This is a genomic window from Phormidium sp. FACHB-592 (assembly GCF_014695795.1).
Taxonomy (GTDB): domain Bacteria; phylum Cyanobacteriota; class Cyanobacteriia; order Leptolyngbyales; family Leptolyngbyaceae; genus Stenomitos.
The window spans coordinates 35,687-55,020 of the sequence record NZ_JACJOZ010000052.1 but is presented as its reverse complement, the minus strand read 5'-3'; the positions used below and the strand labels follow the sequence as shown (position 1 = coordinate 55,020).

General features: G+C 51.2%; 15 protein-coding genes. 8 read left to right on the top strand and 7 right to left on the bottom strand.

The annotated features are described in order from the left end of the window. Positions 1–50: 50 nt before the first annotated feature. The 3 genes from H6F86_RS14370 to H6F86_RS14360 all read right to left on the bottom strand — a co-directional run bounded on the left by H6F86_RS14370 (position 51) and on the right by H6F86_RS14360 (position 3,044). Positions 51–1,529, bottom strand: coding sequence for an alpha-amylase (locus H6F86_RS14370; protein WP_190449295.1), 1,479 nt, complete (start codon positions 1,527–1,529; stop codon positions 51–53). 631 nt (positions 1,530–2,160) lie between these two features. Next, positions 2,161–2,796 (bottom strand): DUF1003 domain-containing protein, encoded by a 636-nt coding sequence (locus H6F86_RS14365; protein WP_199305285.1) that lies wholly within the window; start codon positions 2,794–2,796, stop codon positions 2,161–2,163. Beyond that, a complete protein-coding gene (locus H6F86_RS14360; RefSeq protein WP_190449294.1) occupies positions 2,796–3,044 on the bottom strand; it encodes a Ycf34 family protein in 249 nt (82 codons plus the stop codon). Before H6F86_RS14360 ends, H6F86_RS14365 begins: the two co-directional genes overlap by 1 nt. A gap of 243 nt (positions 3,045–3,287) precedes the next feature. Here H6F86_RS14360 and H6F86_RS14355 point away from each other — a divergent pair, with 243 nt between their 5' ends. From H6F86_RS14355 to H6F86_RS14335, 5 genes are all read left to right on the top strand, one after another. Then, complete coding sequence (locus H6F86_RS14355) at positions 3,288–4,721, top strand: CCA tRNA nucleotidyltransferase (protein ID WP_199305284.1); 1,434 nt, start codon at positions 3,288–3,290, stop codon at positions 4,719–4,721. Positions 4,722–4,992: 271 nt separating this feature from the next. Beyond that, positions 4,993–5,685: a magnesium protoporphyrin IX methyltransferase gene (bchM, locus tag H6F86_RS14350; RefSeq protein ID WP_190449292.1), complete on the top strand. Its 693-nt coding sequence runs from the start codon at positions 4,993–4,995 to the stop codon at positions 5,683–5,685. A 120-nt stretch (positions 5,686–5,805) separates the two neighbouring features. Further along, a complete protein-coding gene (locus H6F86_RS32220) occupies positions 5,806–6,525 on the top strand; it encodes a bL12 family ribosomal protein (RefSeq protein WP_242033522.1) in 720 nt (239 codons plus the stop codon). A gap of 111 nt (positions 6,526–6,636) precedes the next feature. Further along, a complete protein-coding gene (locus H6F86_RS14340; RefSeq protein WP_199305291.1) occupies positions 6,637–7,014 on the top strand; it encodes a DUF423 domain-containing protein in 378 nt (125 codons plus the stop codon). A 322-nt stretch (positions 7,015–7,336) separates the two neighbouring features. Continuing rightward, positions 7,337–8,410 (top strand): hypothetical protein, encoded by a 1,074-nt coding sequence (locus tag H6F86_RS14335; RefSeq protein WP_190449290.1) that lies wholly within the window; start codon positions 7,337–7,339, stop codon positions 8,408–8,410. A 243-nt stretch (positions 8,411–8,653) separates the two neighbouring features. On the opposite strand, the gene H6F86_RS14330 is transcribed toward H6F86_RS14335, so the two are convergent. Next, on the bottom strand, positions 8,654–9,964 hold the full coding sequence (locus H6F86_RS14330; protein WP_347240357.1) for a D-alanyl-D-alanine carboxypeptidase: 1,311 nt from the start codon (positions 9,962–9,964) through the stop codon (positions 8,654–8,656). A 273-nt stretch (positions 9,965–10,237) separates the two neighbouring features. Between H6F86_RS14330 and H6F86_RS14325 the strand changes: the two genes are divergently transcribed. After that, positions 10,238–10,903, top strand: a complete 666-nt coding sequence (locus H6F86_RS14325) for a cofactor assembly of complex C subunit B (protein WP_190449288.1) — start codon at positions 10,238–10,240, stop codon at positions 10,901–10,903. Positions 10,904–10,953: 50 nt separating this feature from the next. Next, positions 10,954–11,463, top strand: a complete 510-nt coding sequence (locus H6F86_RS14320; protein ID WP_190449287.1) for a DUF456 family protein — start codon at positions 10,954–10,956, stop codon at positions 11,461–11,463. Here H6F86_RS14320 and H6F86_RS14315 read toward each other — a convergent pair. From H6F86_RS14315 to H6F86_RS14305, 3 genes are all read right to left on the bottom strand, one after another. Next, positions 11,460–12,215, bottom strand: coding sequence for a methyltransferase domain-containing protein (locus H6F86_RS14315; protein WP_190449286.1), 756 nt, complete (start codon positions 12,213–12,215; stop codon positions 11,460–11,462). The two genes, H6F86_RS14320 and H6F86_RS14315, sit on opposite strands and share 4 nt — an antisense overlap. Positions 12,216–12,228: 13 nt before the next feature. Beyond that, the gene (ppc, locus tag H6F86_RS14310; protein ID WP_242033532.1) at positions 12,229–15,243 is read right to left on the bottom strand and encodes a phosphoenolpyruvate carboxylase; all 3,015 of its coding nucleotides are present in this window, start codon (positions 15,241–15,243) and stop codon (positions 12,229–12,231) included. 174 nt (positions 15,244–15,417) lie between these two features. After that, entirely contained in the window at positions 15,418–15,681 is a 264-nt protein-coding gene (locus tag H6F86_RS14305) for a hypothetical protein (protein WP_199305283.1), read from the bottom strand. 356 nt (positions 15,682–16,037) lie between these two features. Here H6F86_RS14305 and H6F86_RS14300 point away from each other — a divergent pair, with 356 nt between their 5' ends. Then, positions 16,038–19,325: a DUF1574 domain-containing protein gene (locus H6F86_RS14300; protein ID WP_190449284.1), complete on the top strand. Its 3,288-nt coding sequence runs from the start codon at positions 16,038–16,040 to the stop codon at positions 19,323–19,325. Positions 19,326–19,334: the final 9 nt, after the last annotated feature.

The window sequence follows — 19,334 nt, the reverse complement described above, 5'->3', positions numbered from 1 at the left end:
CTGCACTAAATTTTGCTGTGTCGATCGGAGCAGGGGTTTAGCCGCTCTATTTAGTGTTTGGGCACCCAGACAGAGACTGAGCCAGCGTTACAGCGAAAATCACCCCAACCGTCGTCATTGGTAGTCACTGGTTCAGTGATATGACCAGTGATATCAATAAACGTTGCGTTTGGTTGCCCCACTTCCATCAGCTTAGTGCCTTCATCGCCGTTGCTAAGAAGCACTGCCAACCCGCCAGGATGCTCGTCATCGCCCAGACGTGTCCAGCCGATCGTGTTGGGGTGGTCAAAGTAGTCGTACTGCTCACCGTAGGCATAGGTTTGCCGAGCCGAGAGCATTTGATCAAGTATTTCTTGAAAGCTATCTAGCCAAATTTCATGCTCCTCACCATCGTTGCCATGATCTGTATAGTGTGCGCCGTAATAGTCAGCGTAGAAAAGGCATGGGTAGCCCTCACGACGCAGCAAGATTAGCGCATAGGCAAGGGGCTTAAACCAAGGCTCGACTACTGATTCGAGTGATTGCAACGGTTGCGAATCGTGATTTTCGACCAGCGTTACCGCAAGGGTGGGCTGTTGTTGCACTAACGTGTTGTCAAAAATCTGTCGCATATCGTAGCCGTTGCCCGACTGGCTCGCCACGTGAAAGTTGTAGTGGAGCGGTGCATCGAATAGCGTCACTTTGCCGTTGGTTGTTTCAACAAAGCTATGGAGTGCTTCTACGTCATACGACCAGTATTCGCCCACACCAAAAATGTCGCGTTCAGCATAGTGACTAACATGAGCTAGCCATTCTCGAAAGAAGTCCGCTGAAACGTGTTTGACAGCATCAAAGCGAAAGCCATCGACACCCGTTGTATCGATGTACCACTCGCCCCAATACTTGAGTTCGCCGACGACTTCAGGATGATTCATATCTAGATCGCAACCCATCAGGTAGTCAAAGTTGCCGTTCTCTAGGTCAACGTTGCGATCGAACTCTTTGCCTTTAAGCAAGTAAATCGCGTTTTCAGAATCGTTGTAGGCATTGTAATCGATCGCATCGAAGTGCCACCAATGCCATTTCATGCTGGAGTATTTGTCATCGCGTCCAGGAAAGGTGAAATGTGTCCAGGCTTTGATCGTCTGGTACTCGCCAATGGGTGCATTGCGATCGTCCATGCTGAAGGGCGTTGCTTCTGCCTCTTCTTGTTCGTCAGCACCCAACTTGTGATTAAACACCGCATCGGCATAGACTCGGATACCCGCTTTCTGTGCCACTTTAATAGCGTGCAGATATTCTTCTTTCGTGCCGTATTTAGTGCGTACAGAGCCTTTCTGGTCAAATTCGCCTAGGTCAAATAAATCATAGACACCATACCCTACGTCATAGCCCCCGCCAGTGCCTTTATAGGCGGGTGGTAGCCAGACAGAAGTAACGCCAACTTTTGCTAAAGTGTCTGCTGCTTCGGCAAACTGCTTCCAAAGTTGACCATCCGGCGGCAGATACCAATGAAAGTACTGCATCATAACGCCGTTTGTTTCAGACATAGTAGTGATCCGGATAGGGTGAATTGATGGCGAATTTAATCTTGCCCATAACTGATCGCGTCTACAGGCAAACTGCCGTTGATTGCCGGATCAAGATGTTGAGAAACTCGCTGATATAGTCTTATTTTTGTCTTAATAGCAAAATAGCCGGAATTGCACTACCCTACAATCCCTCGCTCGAAAGATTTACCGTCATCCCCAAGACGAAGGAGATGCCCGTAAAACTTCGCTGTGATGTTCTTCACAAAAAAGCTGGCTCTATAGCAGTCCTAAGTCATTTGTAAGTAAGACTGAACTATTTAGCAGTCAGCGGTCAGCTTTTTTGGCGTTGCTGAACGTAGGTATGAACTGCCCTCATCCCTGACCCTTCTCCCCAAGGAGAAGGACGTAGAACGCCTGTTCCCTCTCCATTAGGGAGACGGCTGGGGTGAGGGTCAAGCGGAGCATTCAGACATCAATTCAGCAACGTCGCTTTTTTGCTGGCTGCTGACCGCTGACCGCTCATACCAGCGTAATTCTCAGCATTCAATCAGCATTCAAATAAGATGGCTAGATGTGGCTGAGAGTGGACGCAGCACTATCTACAGTAGGGTTAGCTACAGAGACAAGCTTGTTAAGTTTAAGGACTGCATTACTTTGGCTTCAGGGCATCGGTTGCAACATCAGTTGCCAACTCTTGCGCCAAGTTTTCCTGAAGTGCGTCTAAGACTTCGATCGGATCGGCAGCTGTTTGCATTGCTTGCGCTTCTAGATCCGGTCGATCAATCACGTTGGGCAAATCGGTACGGAGTTCTTCGAGCAGCGCAATAACTTTGGCAAGCTTTTGTTCTGAAAGCAAATTGAGCTGTAGCATGAGTTGAGATCGCTGTTCGGCAAACTTCTCTTGTCGTGATTGCCGGACAAGTACCCCGGTCGAGATAAGTAAGGCAGCCATGTCTAGCCCCTCCTGTGACCATTGAAAGGGTGGTAGGAAGGGTGGCAGAAGACCCGCCTGACTCAGCAGGCTACCGCTAATCCAGAACAAAAAGCCTGCCAACAAACTGTACAAAAACTTGGGTTGCCCAAAGAACGTCGAGATCTGCTCCAGTGATTTTTGATGCGCTGGCAGATCCTGCGCTTCTTGACGATGAAGTGAGATGATCGCATCAATACTCTGGGCGATCGGGTCGGGCAGCGGTGCCGTCAAAACTCTCTGCGGATGGGCTTGGAAGTTAAACTCAGTTAAACCAACTGCTGGGTGCTCATTGTTCGCTTCAACCTTCATCATCAGGTGGGCACCAGTTCGCCTGGACGCAGTTTCGACCACTTGCCTTTTGATTCAGTAAAGCTCAAGCAGCCAACTACATCCCATTCCATCTCAATCACATCGCCATCATGACGAATATTGACGTTGATTGTTGGTTCGGTTGCTTCAAAGTCTGGCGTTTCAGTCAGATGAGGCTGCTGGTGCTGATGTTCGACTGCATTGTAGGTGGTGCAGCGATCGACGTAGTGGCAGTTGATGCAAATACACATGGCTTTACTTCTCGCATCGAAGTGTGAACACTCAGAATGTCAGATGCTTTTCTGTTACTCTAGCTCAGGCGCTCTCATCATGCAGCGCTCATCAGGTTGATTTTCGTTGCACTGCTTTTTGTTTTAACGTGCATGGAGCTTCCGGCAGCGTTAGGCTGGGGTGAGCCGGCTAGGGAAGGGAGCCGTTTGGCTGCTAGATGTTCAGCCAGTTTGTATTGTCAGCGATCGTTGGATTAGACCGGATTGAATCAGCGTTTAGATTTAGAGTATCAATTACGTGTTCCAGCAGTGTCTTCTGCGCTTTCTCCTAAAACCTGGCCCTTTAGCCTGGAGTGGTTGCCACACTCGGCGTGTTTGGTGGGCGGTACGGTGCGAGATGCGCTGTTGGAGCGAGAAAGCGAGTATTTAGACCTCGATTTTGTGCTGCCAGTTGGCGCAGTCGAAACGGCACGGGCGATCGCACGTCACTACAAAGCAGGTTTTGTGCTGCTGGATGCCGAGCGTCAGATTGCCCGTGTGGTGTTTGAGCAAGGTACGGCAGACTTTGCACAGCAGGTTGGTCCAACGCTGGAAGCCGATTTGGAACGACGGGATTTTACGGTCAATGCGATCGCCTACAATCCTCATACTGACCAACTCCTCGATCCGCTTCAGGGATATGCCGATCTGCAAAAGCACCAGCTTCGCATGATCTCGCCCGAAAACCTGCGGGACGATCCGTTGCGTCTACTGCGAGCGTATCGACAGGCAGCGCAGCTTGGCTTTACGGTCGAGGCTGAAACACGGGTGGTGATTCGTGATTTAGCAACGCTGCTGCAACGCATCGCGGCAGAACGAGTGCAGTCAGAGCTAAACTACCTTCTCAATTCGACGAGAGGGGCAACATGGCTCACAATAGCGTGGCAGGATGCTCTGTTAGCTGATTGGTTTCCGGCGGCGACGGCTCAGAGTTTAGCGCTGGTGGGAGCGATCGATCAGGCGGCAGCACTGTTGCAAGAAACCTTGCCTGACTTTGCCTGGGAATTGTTCAGCCGTATGCGTCCGGGTGCTAAAAAGCAGCAAGCGTCTAAGGGCGAAGCTGGCAGCGGAGACTCGACAGTACTATTACCAGCTGTATCGGGTTCAACTCGTACCTGGCTCACCACCGCGAAGCTGACCAGTTTGCTGCCAGCCAATCTTGCTCAAGCAGAAGCGCAACTGCGACGGCTGAAGTATAGCCGTACCGATATGCAAGCGGTTTGCACGATCCTGAAGTGCTTGCCGTTGTTGTGCGCTCCTGGTCAGCCCGAGGACAGTAATCAGACCGAGGACGGTGAGGCTGATTGGAACCTGCAACCGCTTGCCCAGTTAGACCTATCGCTGCGGGAGCAATACGAGTTTTTTCAACTTGCAGGGGCAACCTTTCCCGCGATCGCGCTCTTGGCGATCGCGATCGGCACACCTGTAGCCGCGATCGTACCTCTGGTAAACCGCTTTCTCACGCCAGGTGATCCAGTCGCTCATCCCATGCCCTTGCTTACAGGACAGGATTTGATGACGGCTTTGAATTTGCCTGCTGGACCTCGTATTGGCAAGCTGCTAGCAGCCATTCAGCTAGCCAGAGCCGAAGCAAAAATCACGACATCGATCGAGGCACTGCAATTAGCAGAAACACTGGTGAATCACTGCGATCGATGAGATTTCTGAGAAAGAATGTACCGCTTGTAGGGGGCAGGTTTTGCCAGAAGCTTTGCTGATAGCCGATCACGTTGGTATCAAACTTGCCCCTACGGGTCTTTTGTTTGCTAAAAATCTCTAAGTTAAAACCATACCCGTCCTTCACCCTTCCACCTCTTTACCCCTTCACTTTTCCCCCTCCTCCCTTTCACCCCTTCCCCCTCCCACCCTTCCACTAAAACCCACACAGTAATAGGATGAAGCTGTGAGCAAAATCATGTAAGCCGAATTTATGACTGCTGTTGATGATAAGACCGTTGTTCGCGAGTATTTCAATGCCACTGGGTTCGATCGCTGGCGCAGAATCTATGGGGATGGCGAAGTTAACAAAGTGCAGCTTGACATCCGCACAGGGCATCAGCAAACAGTCGATACAGTGCTGAGCTGGCTACAGGCAGATGGCAATCTAGCGCAACTGTCCGTTTGTGATGCGGGTTGTGGTGTCGGCAGTCTCAGCATTCCGTTGGCAGAAGCAGGCGCAACGGTTTTCGCTAGCGATATTTCTGAAAAAATGGTGGGCGAAGCGAAAGAGCGATCGCAAGCCACGCTAGGACAATCAACCAATCCCACCTTTGCAGTGCAGGACTTGGAAACTCTGAGCGGTCGCTATCACACTGTCATTTGTCTGGATGTGCTGATCCATTATCCGCAAGACAAAGCGGCAGCAATGATTAGTCATCTCAGTTCTCTGGCAGAATCGCGGCTTATTCTCAGCTTTGCGCCCAAAACTCTTGCTTACAGCCTGCTTAAAAAAATTGGCGATTTCTTTCCTGGTCCCAGCAAAGCCACTCGCGCCTACCTGCACCGCGAAGCCGCAGTCGTAAAAATTCTGGAAAGTCAGGGCTGGACGGTACAACGCAACGCCATGACCAAAACGAGCTTCTACTTTTCGCGGTTGCTAGAAGTGACGCGGGAGAAGGGATGAGGGCAAAAGGATGAAAAATGAAGGCTAAAGGCTAATTTTTTTATCCTTCAGCATTTATCCTTTAGTCTTTAGTCTTTCCAAAGGCTAAGATCGCGGCATCGTTGGGAAGTGTGCCGGGTTATGGGGCTAGTCACAAAAATAATGGCAGGTGTGTTGCTGGGTATTGGACTACCAGTCACTGTTTTTACTGTAAGCGCTCTGAACAATCCAGAGGCGACAGATACAAGAAAGGTCTGGTTAACACTCTATGCCCTTGGATTGACACCGATCGCTATTAGTCAGCAATTGATCTCGGAAGAACAGCGTAGAAGTAGAAAACAGCAAGAAGAACACGATCGCCTTCAGTCCACCTTCTTCAAGCTACTCAAGCAAGGTGACGGGCGCATCACTGCCCTCGGCTTTGCGATGGAAACAGGGCTTACTGGTGCGATGGCAAAAGCCTATTTAGATGAACGCGCCGAAGAATTTACCGCCAATTTTGATGTGGATGAGGAAGGCAATATGTCTTACCGCTTCAACCTGGGTGGCGTTAGCCTTCCGAACAGTGGCAGTAAGGTGCAACCGAGAGCAAGCCTGCTTCAACAACAGCAGTTGGTCGTTGGACAGCCAATGGCAGCTCAGGGTAACTTTGATGTCATTTTAGAAGCCGTACCTGGCGTTCACAAAATTGCTGCTATCAAGCTGGTACGAGAACTGACTGGGCTGGGACTCAAGGAAGCAAAAGACCTAGTGGAAGCCGCACCAATGCCCCTTGTCACAGGTGTAAGTGGAACGATCGCCCAACAGTGCAAAAAACAACTAGAGGCGATCGGCGCTACGGTAATGGTGATCGAAAATTAAGTGCGGCAAGCGATCGATTTCGCAATGATGAGACTTTGGCTTCACCGTCACTGAACGTTAAAAAGCCGCTCCCTCCTGATTTTTAGCTACTTGCCGAGGTTTGAGATGCTGTTGACCCGTCTTTTTCTAACCGTTGCCGCCATTCTTGCAGGTTTAGCCGTTGCAGCGGGAGCCTTTGCCTCTCACGCCTTGAAGGAACGCCTAACAGAACGTGCGTTGGAAATCTTTGAGACTGCTGCTCGCTACCAGATGTATCACGCATTAGCACTATTTTTGGTGGCAATACTGCTAAGTCGAGCCGAAACGATCGCACCAACTTTGAGCATCGCAGGCTACGCGTTTATTACTGGCATTACCATCTTTTCTGGTAGCTTTTATGCCCTTAGCCTTACGGACATTAAATGGCTAGGTGCCATCACACCCCTGGGTGGTGTAGCGTTTCTAGTTGGCTGGGGCTGTGTAGCGGTCGCTGCCTGGAGCTTCAAGTGAATCATCTCAGCCTCTTTAAGAAGCGATAAGGGGATCAGGCGCGCTCATCTTTGTATCGCTGACCCTTTGCTTGAGCTATTTCCTTTCCCTCGCTTGACAGAGTAGAGACTGATCCCGTAGACGGAGAACTAACTAGGGTAAAATTTCTAACCTTTAGCTAGTCAACAACAGCTAATCGAATTTTACCTGGAGTCAGTCGTAGCTAACTGAGACTCCCATTGAAGCATGACTCAGGCTGAGGTTAACAATTTGGGAAAGGTACGGCTAGCTGTTGAACGATTGCAAAACGATTCGTCTCAACTGAGGCTCAAAGGAGATATCAATGGACAGAAACAACTCTAGGACTTTACTTATCAAAGCAGCTAGTTTTTTGGGTGCGGCTGGACTCAGCGCTTTAATTAGTCTTCCTGCACTTTCGCAACAGTCTCCTAACAACAGCAATCCTGATGTGCCTTCGACTGCTACTCCAACCAATCCAGCAGGTAGAGATGCTGGCACCACTAATGGTGGAGAAGATCTAAACCGGGTACCAAGCAGTGGTACGAATCCAGTTCCAGGTTCAGATGCTAGTGACCGCCTTGAAAGACAAGGGCAAGAAACCCAGCAGCGCACAAATGTAGCCCCTCGTAGCACCAACCAGCCAGTCAACCAACCTGGTGCAACCACAGGTGGTGAGGCAGTGCAACAAGTACGACCCACTGGCGGTTCGATGACGCAGCAACGGCAAAGAACTCAGCAGCGATCGAACACCAACATATCTCCCCGTAGCATTAACCGTCCAGCAAATCAAAACCGACCAGCAAACCAACCTGGTGCCACCACAGGTGGTGAATCGATACAGCAGGTACGACCCACTGGTGGTTCAATGATGCAGCAACGGCAGGAAACTCAGCAGCGATCGAACACGACCGTATCTCCCCGTAGCACCAACCAGCCAGCGAACCAACCTGGCGCAACTGTAGGTGGTGAAGCAGTACAGCAGGTACGACCCACGGGTGGTTCGACAATGCAGCAACGGCAAGAAACCCAGCCAGCCAGTGCATCACCTCGCAGCGATGGTCAGCCAGGAGATCCAGCCATGCAGCAGATGCAACCTATGAATGGTTCGATGCAGCAGCAACCAGGGCAAGGAGTCTACCCTCGCACCAACGCAACACCTCGTAGCAATAATCAGCCAGACAATCAATCTGGTACGACAACGGGTATCGATGCAGATCAACCGGCGCAACCAACTAATGGTTCAAGTCAGCAACGTACGCAGACAACACCACGAAGCGGTAGCCAAGTTGAGTCTCAGCAAAGCACGCCACGTCGTAACAACGACTCAGAGTTGAATAACCGCCAGAGCAGTCCACAGTCCGAAGCTCCGGGTGAAGGTGTACGCGCTCTTTGGTAGAGGCATCTACAGCAAAAGGATGAGGGATAAGTAGAAGCTCCTGCTTAAAGGAAGTTTTAGGGTTTACGCCTGTCCTAATGTTCTCTCCAACTGCTGTAGCAACTGAGGTGAAGCGGTTGGAGCTGAAGGTAAGGATGTGCTCTCATCTCTGATCCTTCGCTCGCTAAAGTAAACCAACAGCAAGAGACCGCTTGGACTGCATCCAGGCGGTCTTTTAATTTAGACGTTTACGCCTTCATACGGCTAGCGGCGTGAGTCAATACTGACTGGAATCGTTGATCGTATGATCTCATTGCGATCGACTGCACCTAAACGTTTTGCCACGGCTTCGGTGTGGCTAGAGGACAGCGCTATTGGTCGAGTGGTAACTGCGCCCCAGCGATTAACCAATGCTTGCAGGAGATTGTCCTGCTGCTGGCGTAAATCCTCAAGGTCGGTGCCACGATTGATGATGGTGAACCAGACAAGTCCACGATCGCGCGTTGGCACGACACCAGCCAGCGCACTAACATCGTTTAGCGTACCTGTCTTGACGACCGCTGCTAGTGGAAGGCTACGGTAATCGATCGTGCCATAATCAGTACCCGCAACCGGAAATAGATCTGCGATCGTTAGGCTACGAAACTGTAAATAGCGCTGGATTGCAACAAACATCGCGCAAACGGCTCTGGGCGAGATTTGATTTTCGGTGCCTAAACCGGAGCCATTTTTCAACCGAATTTCGTTTTGCGGTATGCCTGCTGCGATCGCGGCTTGCTGGGCAATAAGCGTTGCTCCGCCTATTGAATGAGCGAGAGAATCTGCAATCACATTGTTGCTGTAGATATTCATCAGCTTGAGAATGTCGGTCAAAGGCAGAGAACGATGCCGCACTAGCAAAAGTTGTTTAGGAAGAAAATCGGTGCCATAGGTGATGACCTGAACATTGCCGGCGATCGCAATTTGTGGACGCGGTGTTCCGGGTGGCAATTGTTGATATTGAGCAGCGACCTCATCAGACCAATCTTTTGCATTCAGTGCTTGCTTAAAGAGCGCTCCTGCTTTTTGTGGTTGGGTTTCAAAGTTCATGGCAAAGTCGCCTGTTAGCACCAAATTGCCTGCCACTTTCGTGAGACCGAGCTGCTGCAATGCATTGCCAAGCGCGATCGCCTCTTCCCAAACAAGCAACGGATCGCCACTACCCTGTACGACCAAATCCCCCTGTAAAACCCCATTTTCGATCGGACCCGTCGCGCTAATCAGCGTCTCGAATTGATGGTCTGGTCCCCAGGTCTGCAACGCTGCCAGAGAAGTGGCAACTTTGGTTAGCGAAGCCGCGGGAAGAGGCGTTGTACCCTGATTACTGGCAAGAAACTGAGAGCCAGTCTGGAGCCAAACGCCTTGGGTTGCCTCAGGTAAACCTTTGCGGTTAAGCGTCGCCAGATATTGCCGGAGCGTTGTCTGCGTTACGGCATTGGGTTCTCCTGGCTGCACAATCCAGGGTGTATCTTGCCAGGCAAAGGTACTTGCTCCCGGAGGGCTACCCACGGTAGTAGGACGAGTAAGCCCTGCCATGTTCAGCCAAACCGATATAAGCCCAGAGCTAAATAATTCCAGCAATTTCTGTGTCTCCAACTATGCCAAAGACTATACGGTATGAATAGAGTAATGCGATGCGATTGCTAAGCGGTATTCTAGGTTAGCTCTCAGCCTTCACGTCGTTGGGCTAATCAGCAAGCCACCGTTCTAAAAGCTGCTTGAATAGCTAGCTTGACTATGCATAAATCCTTTCATACTGGCAGCGATCGTTCTAAATAGAATGAATATAAAGGCTTTTACCATAACGGAATGACTAAATCCGACCAAAACCAGTCTTTACGCTTACTTCCACTTGTAGTTGGCGGGTTAGCAGGGTGCCTGTTACTGGCAAATCGACTGCTGACCGCTGATCTAACCAACTCTCAGTCACGATCGGACGCGTTAGGAGTAATTGTGAGTGCCGTCCTGATTCTAACGGGTTTGCTTTGGCAACAGGCGCAGCCCCGCACGCCCGATCGTGTCGATCTGATTGGTGAAGAAGGCTTTGAACTTGATCCAGCGTTACCAGATGCACTCAAAACTGAGCTTGCTTGGGCATCACACCTGCTACTGACAAACACAGTAACGCGATCGCTCACCATCTGGTACGACGGCAAAATTTTGTTGCGACGCGGCATTCTGTCAGCCAAGCGGGACGTTACTCCTGGTCCCATCTTGCAGCGAGTGCTAGAAAAGCAAACACCCGTTTATTTAGTAGCGCTTAAAGTCTATCCGGGACGCATTGAGTTTGATTACTTACCCGAAAACACTCAGGGCGTAATCTGCCAACCCCTTGGTCAGCACGGTGCCATGATCCTGGGCGCAAATGCTCCGCGTAGCTACACTCGCCAGGATGAAAAATGGATTGGTGCGATCGCGGACAAGTTAGAAAATACACTGCTTCAGTCTCTAGAGGTTGAGAAGGCTAAAGGCTAAAGGCTAAAGTAACTTAAAGCTATTCCTTTCCCCACTCCCCACTTCCCAAAATGCTTGCTCTTTACTGGCTACTCGTTGCGCTCATGGTCGTTGGCATTATTGGTGCCGTTGTACCAGCGATTCCTGGCATTAGCTTAATTGCGATCGCTATCTTTGTTTGGGGACTGGTGAACGGTTTTAGTAGTGTCGGTCTCTCGCTGGCGATCGCGATCGTGTTCCTGCTAGTGGGCATTGGTGTTGATTTTCTGGCAACGTACTACGGCGCACAGAAAGCAGGTGCCAGCAAGTGGGGTCAGATTGGTGCTGTCGTTGGTCTTGTTGTCGGCATTCTGGGGCTGCTGCCTGCCTTGCCCATTGGAGGTCCTATCTTGGGCATTCTGATTGGACCGATCCTGGGGGCGATCGTCGGTGAATATATTTATCGTCGCGATCTGAAGCTGGCAGCCAAAGCCGCACTCGGCATCGTAGTTGGCTCACTGGTTGGCAATTTGATCCAGGGGGTTTTGGCGATCGTGACGGTCGGTGTTTTCTTGTGGACAACCTTTCCCTCTGCTGGTTAAGCCTGCTTGCCAAAAAAGAGAATGTGCTGTTGAGGCAAGGTTTCCTTTGTTTCTAGCCAGGTCAAGCCAACGGCTGCCATTTCGCTGCGAACCTGCCGCTGGGTCATTTTGTGCAGAGGCTTGATCGGAATCAAGGGATTCTCGCCGCGATATTCGACGAGGACAACACGCCCATCTGGTTTCAGTGCCTGAGCGATCGCCTGCATCATTTCTCGCGGGTGGTCAAATTCGTGATAGGCATCCACCATTAGCGCCAGGTCGATCGATCCAGCTTTCAAATTTGGAATTGTAGTGCTGCCCAGCACCGTCTCCACATTGCCGACCTTCTTTTCCTGTCTAATCGCTTCGATAATCGCCAACATTTCTGGCTGCACATCCACTGCCAGCACTTTTCCCTGAGGCACCAGCGAACTGATGCGGAAGCTGAAGTAGCCAGTGCCTGCACCAATATCAGCGACAACATCAGTTGGTTTAAGGTCAAGGGCTTTGATTAGTGCCTGCGGTTTCTCCTCTCGTTCGCGGCTGGGGCGCTCTAACCAGCCTGCGCCGAGATGCCCCATTACTTGCGCGATTTCTCTACCCATGTAAAATTTACCAATGCCATCCCGGCTAGGCGATCGCTGTTGGTAAACGGCATCGGCACTGGTCGTGGTCGTTGCAGGCGAGGTCTGACAACCTCCAAGCAAAACAGTGAAGCCGATCAGCAGGATCAGCGCACCATTTAACCAGCGAGATTGCCAACGATGATTCATAACCGTGTTCAAATTAACCTGTATTCCGCATTCCAGCGGCAATGCCGTTGATGGTCAGCAGGGCACCCCGCAGCAGTTCACCTTTGCTATAGCGCGATCGCACTACCCCTGTCACAGCTTCAGTATTGTGCTGTCGCAGCCGCTTCAGCAGCGATACTTGCAGGAAGCCAAGGGGCACGATCGTGCCGTTACGCAACTGCACCGATCGCTGCAAATCGGGATCACCATCCAGCAAACGTTTGTGCCCTGTAATAGCAAGCACCATCTCACGTGTCAGGTGGTATTCATTGGAAATTTGCTCGAACACTGGCTCCAGTCGCGCTTTGTCTTCTGGCTTAGCAAGCTCGTGAACGTAGTGTCCAGCAATTTGCAGATCGACTTTAGAGAGAGTCATTTCGACTTTGGAAATTGCCATCTTAAAGAACTGCCACTTGAAGTAGAAATAGCGCAAGAGCTTCAAATGTTCTTCAGGTTCTTCAACTAAAAAGTCGTTTAGTGCCGTGCCCATGCCATACCAGGCAGGCAGGAGAAAGCGGCTTTGTGTCCAGCTAAACACCCATGGAATTGCCCGTAGACCGCTGAGATCTTTTTTGCCGCCACCGCGCCGTGCTGGACGAGAGCTAATTTGAAGCTGGCTGATTTCTTCGATCGGCGTGACCTGCAAAAAGAAGTCTAGAAAATCTGGTTGTTCATAGATGAGGGCACGATAATGGCTGCGCGATCGTGCTGCCAGTTCTTCCATAATTTCGTGCCACGGCTGGATATCATCAAACCCAGTACGCAGTAAACTGCCCTGAATCACGGCTGTCGTGACGGTTTCCAGGTTATACAGCGCCAGTTCCGGCAACGAATATTTTGATGCCAGCACCTCGCCCTGCTCTGTAATTTTGATGCGTCCATTCACGCTCCGACCGGGCTGCGCCAAGATTGCTTCGTAGGCAGGTCCGCCACCTCGACCGACTGAGCCACCTCGACCATGAAAGATGCGTAGTGACACATCGTACTGCTCCGCCACTGTCTGCAATGCTTGTTGTGCCTTGTGAATTTCCCAACTACTGCTTAAGAAGCCAGAGTCTTTATTACTGTCGGAGTAGCCCAGCATGACCTCCTGGAGCGATGGTGCTTGCGCTTCTAACTGGGCATAGCCACCCGCTAGCACGGCTCGATAAAGGGGCAACTCAAATAAGTGTTTCAGCACGGATGGCGCTTTCAGCAGATCCTCCACCGTCTCAAAAAGGGGCACTACATGAAGGGCACTCGTGCCAGTCGCAGGATCATATAGTCCGGCTTCCTTCGCTAAAAGCAGCACCTCCAACAGGTCGCTCACCTCATGACTCATGCTAATCACGTAGGTGTTGCAAATGTCGGTACCAAACTCCTGCTGGAGCCGCCGCACCATACGAAAGGTTTCGACGGCTTCGCGCGTTTTAGCTGAGAAGTTCAACTCAGTAGGAATCAGCGGTCGGCGTGTCTGTAGCTCGGTTGTTAGCCAGAGCGTCCGCTCATATTCTGTTAGCTCGTTGTATGGCTTAGCCAGCAGTTGAAGGTAGTCAACAATTTCGCCAATAGTGTCAGAGTGGCGCGTACTTTCCTGGCGTACGTCTAGATGCGCCAGCGTAAAGCCGTAGATTTCAACCTGGCAGATTAACGTTTCCAGATCACGGCAGCTTAAGCCTGTTTCAGTCAGGCTCCGCTCGATTAGGCGTAGTTCTGCTAGAAAAGCTGCGCCAGAGGCATAGATAGTGTTGGGGTTGGAGTCTGGGGCATCACCGCGCAGGCAATCGCTGTTGTTGATGATGGCATTACGATCGCGCGTATTCTCCAGACGCTTTTGAATATACGACAGCTTGAGTCGATAGGGTTCTTGGCGATAGCGAATGGCAAGCTGATCATAGACCACAGGCATTTGGAGTTGGTCTTGCTCCAATGATTCCAGCAGTTCAGGCAAGACATCACTCCAATGCAGCGACAAACTTAGCAAGTCCTTGAGCCGATGCACTGATTGAATGTATTTTTCGATGACCATGCCACGCTGATAACACGCAGTCTGCCAGGTGATTTGCGGTGTGACTGAAGGATTACCATCGCGATCGGACCCCACCCACGAGCCAAATTTACAGAAGTTGTTGCTGGGTGGTTCCATCGTTGGAAAGGACGCATGCAATGCTTGCTTAAAGCGTTGGTAAAGCTGCGGAATTGCATCAAACAGCACTTCTTGAAAGTAGTGCAGCGTGTAGTCCACTTCATCCAGCACCGTTGGTTTGAATTGATGCAACTCGTCAGTGCGCCACCAAAGGCGAATTTCTTCTGTCAATTGTTCGCGCAAGACCTCTGCTTCCCAAGAGGCAGCCGGAAGCCCCTGAGCAGTGAGCCGATCTTCTACCTGATCAAGCTGGCGTAAAATGCGCGCAATCCGACGTTGCTTGTCGCGAATAGTATGCCGCACAATTTCAGTCGGATGGGCTGTAAAAACCAACCGAATATCCAACTGCTTGATTAAATTTTGGACGTGCTGCGGCGGCACATTGAGGCTACGAAGCTTGGGAAAGAGCCAGTGAAACGTACCCATCTCTCTACGTGCTTCTGGATCTTGCAGGCTTTTTTCCAGCAGATCTGCTTCGAGCCTGCCCAGTGGTGTTGACGATTCGCCATGTGAGCCGGGATAACCCGCGATCGTCTTACTTTGCTCTACCGCAGCCGATGACGCAGTATCGCGTGAGGCTCGGTATTGCTGCTGCTGATCGCGCTGCTCGTAATGCTGCTCCACAATGTTGATGAGTTGGAAGTAGAGCGCAAAAGCACGCGCTGCCCGGATTGCCTCGTTAAGGTCTAACCGCTCTACCACTCGTAACACTTCTGACTCTAAAAAACTGGGCGCTTGTCCATCCGGTGAACATAGCTCCCGCAACTGATTCAGCAGATCGACTAGTTCCTGACCACATTCCTCTTGCAGCACACAAGCCCATAGATCTTCAACAATCTTGAGCCGATGCCGCAAAAACAAATCAGAGGTAGAAGTCACAGTCATAGCCTCGGGAACTATGGACTCGATCGCTGTTCCAGAGTTCAATCCATCATCTGACGAAGGTCGTGTCGAACTCATGAGGCTGCTCTTGTCAAAGATATTTCAATAATTCTATGGGGTAATCCTCAGTTTTGTGGCTGCGGGAGCCACCAATTTACTTTTTGAGTCAAGGAAATGTTAAGGAGCAGCGCTGTCATCCGGATTTGAGGCAGTATTGCTGGGGAAGTGAAGCACAGGGAGGCGATCGCCCCGAAAAACTTCTTCACTAAACACACTCAGTTCATAGACAACTTTAGTCAAGGCTTTACCACCCACAAAGGCGAACAACACGGGTGCAGTAGCAAGACTTAACAAAAAGGTTGGCGGTACAAAGGGCACAGCATCCGCGCCAGCTTGGGTGTCGCTAGCTTGAAAGGCTTTTTCGGATTCTTCTAATGACATAGTTGAAGCTCGTAAGGTTTATTAGTAACTGCGTTGGGACTGTATGCCAACGGTGATGGCACCGATCATTTGCTCTGACCATTCGCTCTAAGGAGAGATGGATTCAGTGGCTCTGTCAGCTTTGCGGCAACGTAGCCGCTATGATGGTGCAAACTTGCTTGATGAAATGAGTAGCACTGAAAGTCTGATACTCAGGTCTATATGTTTAGATCTAGAGTTACATACAAACTGTGCCAGATCCCCGGGTATGTGTTATTCATATGGGGCAAAATGACTGAATCTCATACTTTAGTCATAGGTTTGCTCGCAACGGCATCTAACCACAACTGATTTAATCGCAACTGTATAAGGCGCTCATGCTGGATGTACATGGACAGAATCCTTCCTCGGCTCGTGAAAAACGCTCTCCAAGAGCGGACGGCACTTTGCTGAACGGTTGGATACAACAGCAAGTAGATCTGCCATACGTGCGGGTAAAGAGCAGACTGCGTGGCAACAACCTTCATCTCTTATTAGAAGGAAGTCCTTGTCCGTCTGGTGCTGTGGTCATACCAAAACTAAGACAGGCACTCTCTGTGACAGCACTAGCTGATCAGCTACCACCGGAGTCTCCTCCAGTCTATCGTGTGATTGTCTATGGACGGCTACCGCAATGCTCCAAGCCAGAGTGGACAGAATCATTTGTGCCTCATGCCGCCGATCGCCCTGCTCTAAAGCCAGGGTCGCTTGAAACAACGCGATCGCCAGAACAAACAAGTCCACGATCGCTCTCAGAGCTTGCTGGCTCTGCCTCTCAAGAATGCAACATTGAAGCAACGGGTGTTTCGATGCTTCATGCAGCACGTCAAGGTCAGCCAGAGGCAATCGCCCGTCATTTGAGCGATGTTTTTGGTTCGCTTGGTATTGCTGTCCGTATTCGGCAAGGAAGCCCCAAGCCCTCTCAGCCAGACGCTTCTTCCACTCCCATTGGGCTGAGCGCTCAGGTCGAAACGCACTCGCCACTCGTCACGCCCCCGTCTTCGCAACGCCTCTTCATCGTCTGCGAGTCTGCCTACAGTCCTGACCCGCTGCTGTTAGCAGAACCGATCGCCCAACGGCTGCGCGCACTCGAACTCAAAGGGTTTCAGGATGCCGTGATCTTTGGGCAGGTCACTGGCGAAACGAAGCCAGAGTGGTTGTTAAGGGTGGATTTAACGCCGCCTAACGACATTTTGAAGGCATGGGCGCGTTGGGGTGATGTGCAGTCCATTACCCGCTTACTTAACCGCATTCTGCTGCCCCACCAGGTGGAGACCTCTGCCTTGCTGAAAGATGCAACCCTTCACTTAACGTGTCGAGGTATGCAGTCAGCTAAGCCGGATAAGCTGACTATGATCGCGGCGATCGTCCCCTTGCTAGAAGCGCTCTCGCCTCAGGGCATCCGTGCTGCCACACTCTACGGCTTTGCTCAGGATGCAAGCAGTGACCTTGTTGAGCCAGCCAGCAGCAGCACTGGTCACCAGAATGGCACTACACCTGCGCCTCTATGGGTACATTGGCTCGATCTATCTACCGATCCCCAGCCCAAAACGGCGCTTAATCTGGCTCAAGAGGGCAATTTGGACGCAATTGCCTTCCTGTTAACTCGGATGCTAAACCCTGACTTAGACACCAAGCTCGCCACTGGTGGTATTCAGCTACAGGTTCGGCAAAAAGCAGATTTGCTGCATGTGATGGGTGAGGCGCCTCTATGCCCGTCACAAAGCCAGATGGGTGGAGCGATCGCGCGGTTTCTCAAACCGTTGCAACTTCCAGCGATTGCAGGAGTACGGATTTATGGTCGCCGCGCAGGGCAAAAACAGCCCCTGTGGAGCTACGGTGTCGATTTTGCTTCGCGCGATCGCCTGGTGCCTGAAGCAGCTCCCGAATTCGCAGTGTCTGATGCATATGTCGGCGATTTGCTGTCACCACCTGGAGCCTTGGTGCTTCGCACAGAACAAGCATCTGAAGCATCACAGTCATGGTTAGGCACTCTGTGGGACAACTCTATCCAGCGTGTGCAGCGATCGCTCCTCTGGTCACAGCTTTTCGTGCCTCTAGAAACGGTACCCCCTAGCCCACAACTGCAACGCTCCTACCGCTCTGGGTTAACGACGCAGCGCAGCGCCTCTGTAGCAGTAGTTTGGGGTACGCTCGGCTTATTGCTTGTTGTTCAAGCCGACTGGCTGCTGAGCCAATGGGTAAAAACACCTCCACCGGTACCGATCGCTAAAGAGATAGAACCCCCAGCCTCCTCGGCTCCAGCCCCAGCCCAACCCTTTCCGACCCTATCGTTGAAGAAAAGCAAGCCTGGGGATCCAACTGTTTTCAACAAGTCTGGCTTCACGCAATCAGGTGAGATCGCGTCTTCCCCAGCAGCAGACTCTAGTGGTTTGGTTGCCGCTGCACTGCCCGCTTCACCACTGCGACCCAAAGCAGGCAATCTCTTGCGCGGGTTAGAGTCGTATCCCACCTTCAACAGTCGTCAGCTCGACGAAAAGCTTGCCCTCTACCAGGCATACCTTACAGACTACGGTACGCCGGATATCTTGATCATTGGCAGCTCAAGAGCATTACGTGGTGTTGATCCAATTGCACTTCAAAAAACGTTGGCTGAACAGGGTTATAGCGGCGCAAAAATCTTCAACTTTGGTGTGAATGGCGCGACCGCTCAGGTTGTTGATGTGATCGTGCAACAGTTGCTACCCCAAGACAAATTGCCCAAATTGATTTTGTGGGCAGATGGTGCCCGTGCCTTTAATAGCGGTCGCAGTGACGTAACGTATGATGGCATTATCGCCTCTGATGGCTATCAGACTCTGGCAGCAGGTCGATCGCCCATTCCTGGCACAGCTACAGCCGAAGTGCCGGACCCTCAAGAGTTGGAAACCAGCAAGACAGAGATGGCAGCAGCAAGCTCAGTTGCAGGAGCGCCAGCCACGTCACTCATGGGTGGTTATCGAACAGTTAACCAGAAGCTGAATCAAGGTCTTGAGGGACTTTCTGCCCTTTACTCTCAACGTGACAACCTCAAACGTTTCTTGCGTGACGGGCTGGTCAGCTTAGTACCCAAAAGCCCTACTGCGATCGCCCTGAATGACGTGATTGTGCCCAATAATCTTAGTGAGGCAACCAGTCCAGGCGCTGTTGCTGCAAACTCTCCAGGCTCTGTACTTTCTGACGGACAGAGCGCGATCGACATAGATGGCTTTTTACCGTTGCCGAATCAGTTCAACCCCGCTACGTATTACCAGAAGTATGCCCGCGTGAATGGCGACTACGACTCTGACTATGAGTCCTTTAACCTTGAAGGCAGCCAAGCTCAAGCTTTGACAAACTTAGTTCAGTTCAGTCAAACGCATCAAATTCCACTGGTCTTTGTCAATTTGCCGCTGACAGGAGATTACCTTGATCCAACGCGCAAGCGACACGAAGAGGCTTTTCAGCAACATATGTTGCGTCTTTCTACCCAGTTAGGGTTTGTCTATCGCGATTTGAATCAGTCTTTGGCAAACCAACCCGCCTACTTTTCCGACCCCAGCCATTTGAATCGCTACGGAGCTTACGAAGTTGCACGCAGGCTGGCGATCGACGTTATGATTCCCTGGAATCAAGCTCGTCCCTAAAGAGGCATT